Source organism: Gilliamella apicola, assembly GCF_003202655.1.
GTDB lineage: Bacteria > Pseudomonadota > Gammaproteobacteria > Enterobacterales > Orbaceae > Gilliamella > Gilliamella apicola_R.
In genome coordinates this window covers 111141-124504 of record NZ_QGLR01000014.1, presented here as the reverse complement: position 1 = coordinate 124504, position 13364 = coordinate 111141, and the positions used below count along the sequence as shown (strand labels likewise).

Here is a 13364-nt window from a genome sequence, read left to right as displayed (position 1 = left end):
AGTGAAGGAAACTGAACTCAATGCATAATATGCTAATTGAAAAAATTGAAACTTTATGCAATAAACGTGGTATTAAGCTGACTACTCAGCGTAAAACCGTTCTAGATATCATGCTTAAAGCGAATAAAGCCATGAGTGCATATGATCTTTTAGATCTTTTAAAGGTCACCGAGCCTCAAGCAAAACCACCAACCATTTATCGAGCGCTTGAGTTTTTACTTGAGCAAGGCTTTATTCATAAAGTGGAATCAACCAATTGTTATATTATTTGTCCGCATTTTCAGGATCCGCAACATATATCAATTCTATTTATTTGTGATAATTGTCAGCAGATTATTGAAAAACACTCTGAAGATATTGAATCGCAACTTAAACAACTCGCTAGTCAAAGTCAATTTTCAATAACTCATAGTGTGCTTGAAATTCATGGAATTTGTCACACATGTCAACCTTAATCTTTTTTTTGTGGTTAACTAATATCGCTTGCGACACAGTTGGCCAAGTTGCCTTTAAATATGCGGCGATTACTTCTAATGATAAACAGGGTTTAAATTATTGGCAGAAATTATTTGGTAACATGTGGTTATGGTTAGGTTTTGGAGCTTACCTAATTGGTTTCGTATTTTGGTTGGCATTTTTAAGTGAAGTCTCTCTGTCGAAAAGCATACTATTAGGTTCTTTCAATATTATTACGGTAATGATTGCTGGGCGTGTGTTATTTAAAGAATATTTAACACCATTTCGATTAATTGGTATTTTTTTTATTACTCTTGGCGTCGTATTAGTAGGATTAACTTAATGAAAAAATTTTATATTATTGGTTTTATTTTACTCCTTTTTTTTGATACGTTTGGGCAAACCAGTTTTAAACTTACGGCACTTTCAGCATTGCCGTTCGAAATGGATATTGCTTGGTTATTGAGAGTTTTTAGTCATGGTTGGGCATATTTAGTTATAATTGGTTATGCTGGAGCATTTATTACTTGGATGGTGTTATTGCAAAAAGCGCCAGTTGGCCCTGCGTTTGCCGCATCTCATCTACAAGTAGTAACAGTTATGCTAGTATCTGTCATTGCTTTTAACGAACAAATTACCTTATCTCGACTACTAGGTGCTTTGTCTATTATTGTGGGAATTATCTTTCTGGCTTTGGCGGAACAACGCCTACACAATAGTCCTGCAAATTAATTATTTTTGCAATTTTCAGGAATCAAAATAATTTATATATTGATTCCTGATTTGCTTTAGAAAATAATATTTTCTATTTCAATTAACTAACGATCTCGCTCCATCACAATTAGATAAGCTTCACGTTGCCAGAATAAGAATAAGCGACGCATATCTTTTTGCATTGTAATTACCCGCCAGCCTTCTTTGGCAGTTTCATTTAAAAAAGCGGAAAATTTGTCAGCATTTGAATTAGCTGCACCAAAAATTAATGAAGACAAAGCGCCTTCTTGATATATAACTACTTTATATTCTTTCATCTATTTTTAGAACCTTATTAAAATATTATAATAAAACAAAGAAAATTCCTAACATAAAACTACATTAAGAAAAATCGTGTACACAATATACTTTTTTGGTCATTTTATCCAGTATAAAAATTAACAATATTTACAATTGAAACTAATTAGCTAGTTTCCAATAGTAAAATTCAGATTTACAGCGTATAAATAAAGTCATGTCAATACGTGATTGACGTTTGGATTTCGAGTGGCAGTTATGCTAAAAAACGTTATACAAAAATTTGCATAATGAAATAAATTAAATTTGTTTATCTAAGTTTTTAAGCATTTCGATAATTGGTCTATTAGCATCTGGAAATTCATCGGCATTGAGATCTTCCTGATCTACCCAACGGCTTGGTTGTCCTTCTTTAGCAAAAGGAACGCCATCCCACTCTTCTACTAGATAAGCATGAATAGTGATATCACGATCATCATAACTATGTTCGAATGTTTTTAAAAATTGAGATTGATGAATATGAATATCAATTTCCTCTGCTATTTCACGTTCTAAGGTTTGATAAGGTGTTTCACCAGCTTCGATTTTTCCTCCTGGAAATTCCCAAAAACCAGCAAGATGAGAGTCTTCACCGCGTTGGGTGATAAAGATTTGGCAGTCTTGTGAACGAATGATACCTACAGCTATTTCAGTATGTTTTCTCATGATCCTATCTATATGTGATTAAAGTTAGGGAAAGCTACTGCTTTCCCATTTATTTGTTATAACCTTAATCGGTTAATTAAACATCAATGATAGTTAATCATACTAAATTTTTCAGTTAATTAACAGCACCGTGACAATGTTTATATTTTTTACCTGATCCACAAGGACAAGGATCATTACGTCCAACTTTTGCTTGAGCGCGAACAATCGGTTGTTGTGAATTTGCTGGTTGCCCGTTGTTGTCTCCATCCATGCCACCAAGTGATTCATGATTAGCTTGCTGTTTTGCCATTAATCTTTCGATTTCAGCTTGGCGTTGACGTTCGGCTTCATCAACTTCTTCTTGTGACCGAATTTGTACTCGGCTTAATATACCAATTACGTCATATTTTAGGGTATCTAACATGTTAGCAAACATATTGAACGATTCGCGTTTGTACTCTTGTTTAGGATCTTTTTGTGCATAGCCGCGTAAATGAATACCTTGACGCAAATAATCCATTGCCGCTAAATGTTCTTTCCATAATGTATCAAGTGTTTGCAACATAACACTCTTTTCAAATTGTCTAAAGGCTTCAGAACCGGCAGCATTTTCTTTTGCGAGATATTTATCTTGAGCAAATTGTAAAATACGTTCACGTAAGGTTTCCTCATGAAGATTTTGTTCTTCATCTAGCCAGTTAGCAATAGGTAACTCTAAATCAAAGTCATTTTTTAAGGCGGTTTCAAGTCCAGGAATATCCCACATTTCTTCAATAGATTGTGGTGGGATATATTGATCAATAACAGCAGTAAATACATCGCCGCGTATTGAATCAATCGTATCTTTAATATCTAGGTTATCTAATAAATCGTTACGTTGGCTATAAATAGCTTTACGTTGATCATTAGCAACATCGTCATATTCCAGTAATTGTTTACGAATATCAAAATTGCGGCTTTCAACTTTTTTCTGAGCATTGGCGATAGCTTTAGTGATCCAAGGATGCTCGATAGCTTCACCTTCTTTCATGCCAAATTTACGCATCATATTGCCAACCCGCTCTGATGCAAAGATACGCATTAATGGATCTTCTAATGACAAGTAAAAACGCGATACTCCCGGATCACCTTGACGACCAGCACGACCACGTAATTGGTTATCAATACGACGAGATTCATGACGTTCAGTACCTAAAATATAAAGACCGCCAAGTTGGATAACTTCTTCATGTCTAACTTGCCATGTTTGTTTGGCTTTTTCGATATCGGCATCAGTTGGATTTTCTAATTTTGCAACTTCACTTTGCCAATTACCACCAAGCATAATGTCGGTACCACGGCCAGCCATATTGGTTGCAATCGTTACCGCACCTTTACTACCTGCATTAGCAATAATTTCTGCTTCTTGCGCGTGGAATTTGGCATTAAGTACGTTATGTTTGATACCCGCTTTTTTAAAGGCATGAGAGACAAGTTCTGATTTTTCGATTGAAGCAGTACCTACTAAAACAGGTTGTCCGCGTTTAACGCATTCTTGTACATCAGTTACAATTGCATTAATTTTCTCTTTTTCTGTCATATAGACCAAATCAGGTAAATCTTTTCTAACCATTGGTCGGTTAGTTGGAATAACAATGGTATCAAGACCATAGATTTGGTTAAATTCGAAAGCTTCAGTATCAGCTGTACCTGTCATACCGGCTAATTTTTGATATAAACGGAAATAATTTTGGAAAGTGATAGAAGCTAACGTTTGATTTTCGTTTTGAATTTTAACATGTTCTTTAGCTTCTACTGCTTGATGTAAACCATCAGACCAACGACGTCCATCCATGGTACGACCTGTATGTTCATCGACGATGATGATTTCATTATCTCGAACAATATAATCTACATCACGGTGGAATAGATGATGGGCTCGAAGAGCGGCATTGACATGGTGCATCAACACAATATTACTAGGCGCATATAGTGATTCATCACCTTTCATAATACCTTGTTTGATTAATAGCTCTTCAACTTTAATTAGGCCTCGTTCAGTAAGGTTAACTTGGCGTGATTTTTCATCAATTGAAAAGTCACCATCACCTTGGAACTGATCTGAATCTTCTTTTTCTTGACTGACTAAATATGGAATAATTTTATCAATACTAACATATCTATCTGAGCTGTCTTCAGCTTGGCCTGAAATGATCAGTGGTGTTCTTGCTTCATCAATTAAAATTGAATCGACCTCATCGACTAAGGCATAGTGAAGAGGGCGTTGAACGCGAGACTCTTTACTAAAGACCATATTGTCACGCAGATAGTCAAAGCCATATTCGTTGTTGGTGCCATAAGTGATATCAGCATTGTAAGCTTCACGCTTTAAATGTGGTGGCATATTTGGTAAGTTAATACCAACCGTTAATCCTAAAAATTCGAATAGCGGGCGATTGTTTTCCGCATCACGCTGCGCTAAATAATCATTGACTGTAACAACATGGACGCCTTTGCCAGTTAAGGCATTTAAATAAGCAGGTAATGTGGCAGTTAAAGTTTTACCTTCACCAGTACGCATTTCAGCTATACAACGTTCATTTAAAACCATACCACCAATTAGTTGCACATCAAAATGACGCATACCAAATACCCGTTTACTGGCTTCACGAACTACAGCGAAAGCTTCTTCTAATATGTCATCTAAATTAGTGCCATCAGCAATTTTTTGCTTAAATTCATTGGTTTTTGCCTTAAGTTGATCATCGTTTAATGCTTCCATTGATGGTTCAAGCGCATTAATATTTTCAACACGTTTACGCATATTTTTTAAAACGCGTTCATTACGGCTACCGAATACTTTTGTTAATAATTTTAATAACATAACTGTTCTCTTATTCTTTTTTATAATGGGAGTAATAAGGAATCAACCTTATTCAAAAAATTAATTAATTTATTTATTTAGATAAAAATGTGTTAAACGGTAGCTTGGGGACCGGCTCTTATTCCATTATATGGTGATAATCGAATAACGGTGCTTGGGTTCACTTTGTCATAACTTAACGAGACAATTTGCTTATCGTAATGCGTTTTTTGTGACAAAGGTAAAGTTTGCGATTCTTTTCTTATCGGTGTTTGGTGATCTTGTACAATTGCCGTAATCGCAATAATCCCCACCTGGGTGGAAGATGATTGAATTGGTAATACACCTTTTTCATAAAAACCGAATCCAGTAGCAATCACACCTAATAATAAGTGCGATAGAGCAGTTTTAATGATGAGGCGTTTACTAATTTGTTGCCAGTAATTAATCACGGTCATAACGGTAATATCTTAGCATTTTTTGCCAAAATGAAAAACTATTATTACAAATAGGTAATTGTTTATTATTTAGGATTCATCTATTTATAAAAAGAAATTAATTTTAAAATAGAGCTGATAGGTAGTATCTGATTTTAAAACCACTGATAAAAACAAGTGGTTTTCAGTCAAGTTGCGATAATATTATTCTAAACTAGCATGTCGTTGTGCCATATCGTTATTACTCTCATTTTGCTCTCTACCCATAACTAAAATAACAGTATCAAATATAATTAGTAGCATTTGCTCAAATAGGCTACCTAAAGGTTGTTGGCTAACTTGTGACTGATTAAATTTAGTTCCGGATTGTAATAATATGTTTGGTGATTGGAGTTTTGCTAATGTTGATGTGTCGGATGCACAAATAATGGCTAAGTCAATTCCTTGATTGAGCGCTGATTTCGCCATAATATTTACGCTTTCTGTCTCACCAGATGCGGAGGCTAGAATAAGTAAATCTCCTTTCTGAACCGATGGAGTGGTTGTTTCACCGACAACAAAAGAGTTTAAACCAAGTTGCATAAGTCTCATTGCAAATGCTTTGAGCATAAGACCTGAGCGTCCTGTGCCATAGACAAATATACGCTTATGCTGTTGTATTTTTTGTATTAGATCAATGATGTCATCATCGCTCAATGTTCTAACTGATTGATTCAATTCATTAATGATTAATTGTGCTTGCACTGCTGTCTCCTGTCGAAAAATAGCTAATGCTATTTTTCGACTATAAAATGTAAACTAAATATTTAACTGCTGAGTGATTAATTCCTCAGTTTGCTGGCAATTAAACTGTTGGCATTTATTTACAAAAGATTCATCTTGAAATAAAGTAACTAAACGTCTAAGTATTGATAAGTGTTGATCGCTTGTTGCTAATGCTAAATTGAAGATCAATTGGCAAGTTACCTTCAAACTAGCATCTGCCATTTGCCCAAAAATTACCCCTTTGCTTGAACGAACTAAACTAATTGAATCTGATTTAACTAACTGGGAATTACCATGTGGTATAGCAATACCTATGCCACCGTTGATAAGTAATCCAGTTGGATAATCTTTTTCACGATCAATACAAGCCGTAATATATTCAGATGTAATATAATTTTTTTCTAATAAATATCCGCCTGAAGTTAATATCGCATCTTGATATGTTTTTACTTTTTCCGGCAAATCATGAACTAAAATGTGCATGGTTAAATTCCTAATTATTGCGTTAAGTTTTGCTTAACCGCATCAAAAATGGCATCTTCACCAATACCGGTGAGTAAACCAGCACCAACAATAATTTTGGTTGTAATATCTGGATTATCAATTTTAGTTGATGAAACCACTAAATCATAACTATTAAAAATATCAGCATTGCAAGCCATAAGTGATGATTTATCTACTTGTGCATCAATATGTTGCTCTTTCAAATAATCTTGCAAAATTGAAACCATAATTGATGAAGAAGCAATGCCATTACCACATACCACTAATATTTTTTTCATTTTGAAACCTCGCTTGTATTAATTTTTGAATTTTTTTCTTTTTTCTTTAATAGATAGCCCACTGATAGCAAAATTAAGCCAATCAATAAGTAACCAAATATTCCGACATGGCTAGTTGCAGCAAAGAGTCCAGTAAATGGATTGGCTGACGGATTTAATGAGGTATACATTACAGAGGCATCTGGATTAGAACCAAACGCTTGGAATACTTCGTTGGTTGCAGGTGTCATCCATGAGGCGATATATAAACCTCCACCAAATAAAAATATTGAGGTAACCCAAGTCCGGATAATATTGCCTTTAAATACAGGAACCATACAGGCAATAAAGAAGACAAATTGTGATAGATCACCCAACGGCATGACTTTATTACCAGGTAAAATCACCGCTAAAATGACAATAATAGGAATCAATAATAAAGCTGGGGCGATAACCGAAGGATTACCCACAATTAATGCGGTATCCATACCTACAGTAATATCGCGATTAGGAAAACGTTTAACTAATTTTTTTCTAGCCACATTAGATAAAGGAACTAGACCTTCCATCATAATTGAGGTCATGCGAGGCAACAATAACATTACCGCCGCTAAATACATGCCTAACTGTAAGCTTGAAATAATAGTATGATAGGGACTTTGCCACGAGTAACCACAAAAACCAAGTAAAACACCAATAATAAAGCCGACTACTGTTGGATCACCAAGTACCCCAAAACGTTTTTGAATAGTCTCTGCGGTTACAGTTATATTTCTAAAACCCGGGATACGGTCATAAATCCAATTAAATGGATAAGCAAAAATAAGATAGGTGTTTGCAACCGGATGCGAAATTGAGACACCTTCTGGAAGATTAAAAAATTTCTCATTATTCTTTGCGCCTAGATCAGCAGCAATTAATGCCCAAACGTGAAATAGTGCGGCTGTTAATACACCATATAAAAAACTACCTGAATAAACGCCGACAATTGCCCCCATTGACGCATTTTGGTGTAAATTGAACACATCAACATTCACACAGTCAGTGATTTTCATAATTAGTAATAGAACATTTACGGCAACACATAATGGAATAATAATTGGTCCCATGCTTGAACCAAAGCCCATTACCGCAGTTGCAGCACCACCAACATCGATTGCACTTAATGACGAACCGGTACTTTCGGCTAGCCCCGTAACGGCAGGTGCCATTTTATCTAGCATAAATTTAATTGTCATACTTAATGCAATAAATCCAATGCCAACTTTCATTGCCGATGCAATACATTCAGAAATAGGCCTGCCGAGCGCAGCCATTAAGATTAAAAATATTATAGGAATAAAAATAAAGTTTCCTAAATCATTGATAAATTGTGTAATTAATTCCATATGTGACTCCTTTTATCGTTACTCATTGGCTCGAAAGCCCATATTCCAAGCAATATGAGCAGGTTTGACCAATAACGCATTGTCATTACGCTCAGCTTCAAGCAAGTTTTTCTTAGAATTTTCACGCGCAGTAGTAAAATCAAATGGTTGGTCGTACCATGCGTCTAAGATCATTTTGGTATATTCAAGGCTATTGACTCGACAACCTAGTCCTATGATTTGAGCATTATTGCTTAGCCTAGCTCGTTTAGCTGAATAGGGATTAGTGACAGCAACAGCACGAATGCCCCAGTGTTTGTTAGCTTGGCAGGTAAAACCAATACCTGTTCCACAAATATATATTCCTAAACGACAAACATCTTTCTGAATCAAGATTGACATTTCATCAGCCAATTTGGCATAAGTATTAATACCATCTGTTTTAACCTTTACCGGGTCATAAACAACATCGGCATTTTTTTCATTAATCAGATATTTTTTGATTTCTTCTTTATATTCGAAACCTAAGTCGTCACTAGCTATAGCAATTTTTGTTTTCATTTTTTCCTCTCCTAAATTAATAATTATTTTATAATTGGTTTTTATTGGTAAGTCAATGTGATCTGGATCACAAAAATAATAACATACTGATTTATAATATTAAAAAAACAAATATAAACCAATTTTAATTTGTTATTTATAATATGTTATTTAACTTGAGATCAGAAAAGATATGATGAGTCATGAATGAATCATGTGGACTTTTTGCTAAAATATTGGTAATAATCAGACATGGTTAGTCATATCTAAATCAATTTTGAGATTGTTAACAATGCAATTAATGAATGAAAGACGAGAATTAATATTAGAAGAGTTAATCACTGTTGGAACAGTATATGTGAGTGAGTTAGCGCGCAAATACCAAGTGACTTACGAAACCATTCGTAAGGATTTATCCGATTTAGAAAAAAAAGGGTATTTAGTCAAATGTCATGGCGGTGCAACGTTAAAACAAGGTGCTATTGAACATCCATTTCAAATTAGAGAGAAAGAAAATGCCAGCTTGAAGAAAAGTATTGCGCAAAAAGCATTAACGTTACTACCTGATAATTGTTCTATGATTATTGGTACTGGTAGTACCACATTAGAATTAGCCAAATTGTTGATGTATCGTTCAGGTTTTAAAATTTTTACAGATTCATTACCAGTTGCCAATACCCTTATTTCCTCTGAAAACCAAGTTTTCTTGTTTGGTGGGGAGTTACGCAATAAAAGTTCATCAGTCTATGGTGGTTGGGCGTTATCTATGATTAATGAAATTCAGGTTGATCTCTGTTTTTTAGGTACTGATGGATTTAGTAATTTAACTGGACCTTCAAGTCCTTCATCTTCAGACGCTTATATTGATAAAGCCATCATCGCTCATGCCGAGAAAAAGTATATTTTAGGCGACTACACGAAATTTAATAGGAAGAGTCTGTATAAAATTTGTGATTGGCGTGATATAACCGCATTAATTACCAATAATCTTGCTGATCAGGCACAGGTTGCTAAGTTAGAAGCTAAAACCAAAGTTATTTTGTGTTAAGAATATTTCTTAGCAACGCCAAATAATAAAGATCTCCCTTACCTTAAATAAACAAGGGAAGGGAGATAACTGATTAGTTTATTTAACCATCAATTGTCCCATCATGCCAAGCGTTTCATGCTCGATAATATGACAATGATACATACGTAATCCAGGCATGTTTTGCTGGATTTTTATGGTGATTTTTTCGTGAGGGCGTAAATTGATGGTATCTTTTAATGCGACATATTCTGGAGGATATTTTTTACCATCAAATTCATGGGATACGACAGTGAATTGTGTACCATGAATATGGAAGTTATGATCCATATGTGAGTTATTGGTTATCGTCCACTCTTCAACCTCATGTATTTTGCTTTCTAGATCAATACGTTTCATATCATGGCGTTTACCATTAATTAAAAATAGCATGCCCCCTCTAGGTTCGCTTTTATCCATCACTTCGGTATATTCAAGTGATTTATGGGTTTTTGCTTCGGCCATTTTTGGTAGGGTGCGTAATGTTGATGGTAAGACAATTGAATTGGCCTGATGAAGTTCTAATTCAGCAAGTATTATATCTTGTTCTACCGGTACATTTCCCATTTTACCTCGGTCGTAACCAATTGATTGTAAATATACAGTACCGGTTTGTTTGGGTAAAATTACCAATTCAGCGCGTTCAGCCGGTGATAACAATAGTGGCTTTTCAAGAGAAATAGGTTCAGGCATCAATCCACCATCACTCCCGACTAAGAAGACATCACAACCGGGAATAGAAAGGTTAAGATAACGTCCAGAACAGGCATTCCAAACACGAACACGAGTTGCGCTATCAACTTTCATTTTTGGACGATAACCACCATTAATTAACACAAATTGCCCTTCTCGACCATTCATCCAATCCGTCATTGAGTTATCGGCAATCTCTCCTTTGTCTGTCAGTTTTAGATCCGAGAAAAACCAATTGAGTTCAGGTAACGAGGCTAATGGATCGTTTTTACTTCGAACAATAAATACACCCGCTAATCCTCTGGCGACTTGTTCTGCAACGGTATTATGACCATGCGGATGGTACCAATAGGTACCAGCACTATCTTCAGGAATGGTAAATTCATAAATACGCTCTCCACCGGCTGGGATTTCATCTTGTGGATTGCCATCTTGATTTGAAGGAACCAGTAAACCATGCCAGTGTACAGTTGTTGCTTGTGGAAGTTTATTTTTCACTGTAAGTTTGACTTTATCGCCCTCATAAACTTCAATAAGTGGTCCTGGAATTGAATCATTATATGCCCAAAACTCTGTAGTAATATCAGGTGTTAAAGCAATTTTTACTGGTTTTGCTTCAATAGTTGCTTCGAATAAACCTGATTGATTACTATTATTCTTTAAATGTTTGAATTTAGGTAAATCCTGACCTTTTGGTAATGCTGAAGTAGATAATAGTTTTTGCGGCTTTTTGGTGCTCATGTTCATATTCATATTCATATTCATATGATCGTGCATGTTGTCCCCCTTGTCACAATTATCAGATTTAACATCACAAACCATGTCAGATATTGGTGAATTATCCAAATTGGCAATGGCTTTAGTTGCAATTAAACCACCAACGGCAGCGGTTATATTCTTTATAAAATTTCGGCGTTTCATACTATTCCTATCATTATTTATTACGTTAAACAATAACAGCCATTCAGCTTGCAAAACAACAAGCTGTAAAGACTGTGTTATTGATTTCCAGTACTTATTACTTATACACAGCAGTGTAAATTAGATAAATTTTGGTGGTTTTAACTCAGGAATAAATTCTTTATATTCAGGTATAACGTTAGTTGGTAGATATTGTTCGCGGTGAATCGGATAATCAATATTAACAGTGTAATTAGTTATTACTGTACCACAACTGGTGCAATGATTAACTGATTTACCAATAAAAGGTTTTGTTGATTTAGAAGTCGGCAAATCGGTAATTGAATAATAGAGATTTGCGTTCACCCTTAAGGAGATTAACATTGGTGAATGGTCAGCTGAACAGGTTTTGGGAATAATTGACGAAAAATGCCAAATAGAAGAAATAAACAAAAAGATTGTCGATATAATTAAAATATTAAATCGCTTTTTGTTAATGGCTAATGACATTGTTTATCACACAATTAATCTAACAAACCTTAATTTTATTTTACTAGATAAAACATAAAATTTATACCATTTTAGTAATTGGCAATTTTATTCAAGTTCAATTGCCAATAATCAACAATCTCTCAAACTGCAATATTCATATTAATTGACTAAGTTAATAGTTTTGCAGTAAAAGATAATCATAAAATAAATAAGCCAAACATAAATGGTTCTGGTATTATATTTATATAAAAATATTATTCTGAATAAAAACGATATGAAAATTCTTTACGGAGTTCAAGGAACAGGAAATGGCCATATCAGTCGTTGTAGAACATTAGCAAAAGCTTTAAAAAAGGCTGGTGCTGATGTTGATTATATTTTAAGTGGTCGTGATCCTAAAGATTACTTTGATATGCAGGCCTTTGGTAATTATCGAACTTTTAGTGGTTTGTCTTTTGCGACACTTAATGGAAAAATTAATTTTCGTAAAACCATTCAACGAATTCGTGCCTTTAGATTAATAAAAGATGTTCGTGATCTCGATTTATCAAAATATGATTGCATTATTAGTGATTTTGAGCCAGTGAGCGCTTGGGCTGCACATCATCAAAATCGAGATTGTCTAGGTATCAGTAACCAATCCATTTGCCATTATCTGAAACCTAAAGAGTATGGCATGATAGCAAATGTAATTATGAAGTATTATGCTCCGGTTACTAAACCAATTGGTTTGCATTGGTTTCATTTTGGTCAGAAACTTATTCCACCGATGATTGATTCATTTGAAACTCAGCCAACTGAAGATGGTAAAATTGTTGTCTATTTGCCGTTTGAAGATTTGCAGGAAATAGCTCAACTAGTCAATCAATTTCCACAATATCAATTTTGTTGTTTTCATCCCGATGTGAAACAAATTTCTGAACGTAAGAATTTATTGCTACAACCGTTAAGTAGAGATACTTTTACCCAAGCTTTACTTAGTTGTTCTGGTATTATTTCCAATACCGGATTTGCATTAATTTCCGAAGCGTTATCTTTAGGCAAGAAGATTCTCACTAAGCCAGTCGCCGGTCAATTTGAGCAAGTTTACAATGCTCAATGCTTGCAATCTTTAGATATGGCAACCGTGATGGAAAATCTAAGTAGTTTGAAGCTAAAATATTGGCTTAGCTTACCCTCAACGAAACCGATTGTATATCCGAATGTTGCAGAAGAATTAGCTAATTGGATTGTTTCCGGGCAAAAAGAGACCTTACTATCTTTAAGCCAAAGGCTCTGGCAACAGACTGTATTTCCTGACAATGTCAAACAACAAATCAAATCTTTAGGGTATGTGTAAAGGGGCTA

General features: G+C 34.8%; 16 protein-coding genes. 5 read left to right on the top strand and 11 right to left on the bottom strand.

The window, feature by feature from the left end; genetic code table 11:
- Positions 1-20 precede the first annotated feature (20 nt).
- From zur to DKK70_RS13050, 3 genes are read left to right on the top strand one after another with little or no spacing between them, the layout of a single operon-like run.
- Entirely contained in the window at positions 21-455 is a 435-nt protein-coding gene (gene zur, locus DKK70_RS13060; RefSeq protein WP_034883328.1) for a zinc uptake transcriptional repressor Zur, read from the top strand.
- Positions 443-799, top strand: coding sequence for an EamA family transporter (locus DKK70_RS13055; protein WP_034883329.1), 357 nt, complete (start codon positions 443-445; stop codon positions 797-799). The genes zur and DKK70_RS13055 overlap by 13 nt, the downstream gene beginning before the upstream one ends.
- Positions 799-1188 carry a DMT family transporter gene (locus tag DKK70_RS13050; RefSeq protein WP_110434409.1) on the top strand — a complete coding sequence of 130 codons (390 nt, stop codon included), beginning with the start codon at positions 799-801 and terminating at the stop codon, positions 1186-1188. The genes DKK70_RS13055 and DKK70_RS13050 overlap by 1 nt, the downstream gene beginning before the upstream one ends.
- 86 nt (positions 1189-1274) lie before the next feature.
- Here DKK70_RS13050 and DKK70_RS13045 read toward each other — a convergent pair whose 3' ends face one another.
- From DKK70_RS13045 to DKK70_RS13005, 9 genes are all read right to left on the bottom strand, one after another.
- Complete coding sequence (locus DKK70_RS13045; protein WP_034883332.1) at positions 1275-1487, bottom strand: DUF4177 domain-containing protein; 213 nt, start codon at positions 1485-1487, stop codon at positions 1275-1277.
- Between the two features lie 280 nt (positions 1488-1767).
- Positions 1768-2172 carry an 8-oxo-dGTP diphosphatase MutT gene (gene mutT, locus DKK70_RS13040; RefSeq protein WP_110434408.1) on the bottom strand — a complete coding sequence of 135 codons (405 nt, stop codon included), beginning with the start codon at positions 2170-2172 and terminating at the stop codon, positions 1768-1770.
- A gap of 115 nt (positions 2173-2287) precedes the next feature.
- Complete coding sequence (gene secA, locus DKK70_RS13035) at positions 2288-5017, bottom strand: preprotein translocase subunit SecA (protein ID WP_110434407.1); 2730 nt, start codon at positions 5015-5017, stop codon at positions 2288-2290.
- A 92-nt stretch (positions 5018-5109) separates the two neighbouring features.
- Positions 5110-5454, bottom strand: coding sequence for a hypothetical protein (locus DKK70_RS13030; RefSeq protein WP_110434406.1), 345 nt, complete (start codon positions 5452-5454; stop codon positions 5110-5112).
- Between the two features lie 183 nt (positions 5455-5637).
- Positions 5638-6177 (bottom strand): 6-phospho-3-hexuloisomerase, encoded by a 540-nt coding sequence (gene hxlB / locus DKK70_RS13025; RefSeq protein WP_110434405.1) that lies wholly within the window; start codon positions 6175-6177, stop codon positions 5638-5640.
- A gap of 54 nt (positions 6178-6231) precedes the next feature.
- Positions 6232-6681, bottom strand: coding sequence for a PTS sugar transporter subunit IIA (locus DKK70_RS13020; RefSeq protein WP_110434404.1), 450 nt, complete (start codon positions 6679-6681; stop codon positions 6232-6234).
- Between the two features lie 14 nt (positions 6682-6695).
- Entirely contained in the window at positions 6696-6980 is a 285-nt protein-coding gene (locus DKK70_RS13015; protein WP_034883343.1) for a PTS sugar transporter subunit IIB, read from the bottom strand.
- On the bottom strand, positions 6977-8347 hold the full coding sequence (locus DKK70_RS13010) for a PTS galactitol transporter subunit IIC (RefSeq protein WP_110434403.1): 1371 nt from the start codon (positions 8345-8347) through the stop codon (positions 6977-6979). The genes DKK70_RS13015 and DKK70_RS13010 overlap by 4 nt, the downstream gene beginning before the upstream one ends.
- Before the next feature lie 18 nt (positions 8348-8365).
- Positions 8366-8887 carry an RpiB/LacA/LacB family sugar-phosphate isomerase gene (locus tag DKK70_RS13005; RefSeq protein WP_034883345.1) on the bottom strand — a complete coding sequence of 174 codons (522 nt, stop codon included), beginning with the start codon at positions 8885-8887 and terminating at the stop codon, positions 8366-8368.
- 271 nt (positions 8888-9158) lie between these two features.
- On the opposite strand from DKK70_RS13005, the gene DKK70_RS13000 reads away from it, so the two are divergent.
- The gene (locus DKK70_RS13000; RefSeq protein ID WP_110434402.1) at positions 9159-9914 is read left to right on the top strand and encodes a DeoR/GlpR family DNA-binding transcription regulator; all 756 of its coding nucleotides are present in this window, start codon (positions 9159-9161) and stop codon (positions 9912-9914) included.
- Between the two features lie 78 nt (positions 9915-9992).
- Here DKK70_RS13000 and DKK70_RS12995 read toward each other — a convergent pair whose 3' ends face one another.
- Together DKK70_RS12995 and DKK70_RS12990 are read right to left on the bottom strand one after the other, a co-directional pair.
- Positions 9993-11546, bottom strand: coding sequence for a multicopper oxidase family protein (locus DKK70_RS12995; RefSeq protein WP_110434401.1), 1554 nt, complete (start codon positions 11544-11546; stop codon positions 9993-9995).
- A 120-nt stretch (positions 11547-11666) separates the two neighbouring features.
- Complete coding sequence (locus DKK70_RS12990) at positions 11667-11978, bottom strand: hypothetical protein (RefSeq protein ID WP_219999790.1); 312 nt, start codon at positions 11976-11978, stop codon at positions 11667-11669.
- Positions 11979-12291: 313 nt separating this feature from the next.
- On the opposite strand from DKK70_RS12990, the gene DKK70_RS12985 reads away from it, so the two are divergent.
- On the top strand, positions 12292-13356 hold the full coding sequence (locus DKK70_RS12985; RefSeq protein ID WP_181416014.1) for an MJ1255/VC2487 family glycosyltransferase: 1065 nt from the start codon (positions 12292-12294) through the stop codon (positions 13354-13356).
- The last annotated feature ends 8 nt before the right edge of the window (positions 13357-13364 follow it).

Bases quoted from the DNA above. Each gene is read 5' to 3' on its own strand.
- zur (WP_034883328.1), top strand. From the start codon at position 21: ATGCATAATATGCTAATTGAAAAAATTGAAACTTTATGCAATAAACGT.
- DKK70_RS13055 (WP_034883329.1), top strand. From the start codon at position 443: ATGTCAACCTTAATCTTTTTTTTGTGGTTAACTAATATCGCTTGCGAC.
- DKK70_RS13050 (WP_110434409.1), top strand. From the start codon at position 799: ATGAAAAAATTTTATATTATTGGTTTTATTTTACTCCTTTTTTTTGAT.
- DKK70_RS13045 (WP_034883332.1), bottom strand. From the start codon at position 1,487: ATGAAAGAATATAAAGTAGTTATATATCAAGAAGGCGCTTTGTCTTCA.
- mutT (WP_110434408.1), bottom strand. From the start codon at position 2,172: ATGAGAAAACATACTGAAATAGCTGTAGGTATCATTCGTTCACAAGAC.
- secA (WP_110434407.1), bottom strand. From the start codon at position 5,017: ATGTTATTAAAATTATTAACAAAAGTATTCGGTAGCCGTAATGAACGC.
- DKK70_RS13030 (WP_110434406.1), bottom strand. From the start codon at position 5,454: ATGACCGTGATTAATTACTGGCAACAAATTAGTAAACGCCTCATCATT.
- DKK70_RS13020 (WP_110434404.1), bottom strand. From the start codon at position 6,681: ATGCACATTTTAGTTCATGATTTGCCGGAAAAAGTAAAAACATATCAA.
- DKK70_RS13015 (WP_034883343.1), bottom strand. From the start codon at position 6,980: ATGAAAAAAATATTAGTGGTATGTGGTAATGGCATTGCTTCTTCATCA.
- DKK70_RS13010 (WP_110434403.1), bottom strand. From the start codon at position 8,347: ATGGAATTAATTACACAATTTATCAATGATTTAGGAAACTTTATTTTT.
- DKK70_RS13005 (WP_034883345.1), bottom strand. From the start codon at position 8,887: ATGAAAACAAAAATTGCTATAGCTAGTGACGACTTAGGTTTCGAATAT.
- DKK70_RS13000 (WP_110434402.1), top strand. From the start codon at position 9,159: ATGCAATTAATGAATGAAAGACGAGAATTAATATTAGAAGAGTTAATC.
- DKK70_RS12995 (WP_110434401.1), bottom strand. From the start codon at position 11,546: ATGAAACGCCGAAATTTTATAAAGAATATAACCGCTGCCGTTGGTGGT.
- DKK70_RS12985 (WP_181416014.1), top strand. From the start codon at position 12,292: ATGAAAATTCTTTACGGAGTTCAAGGAACAGGAAATGGCCATATCAGT.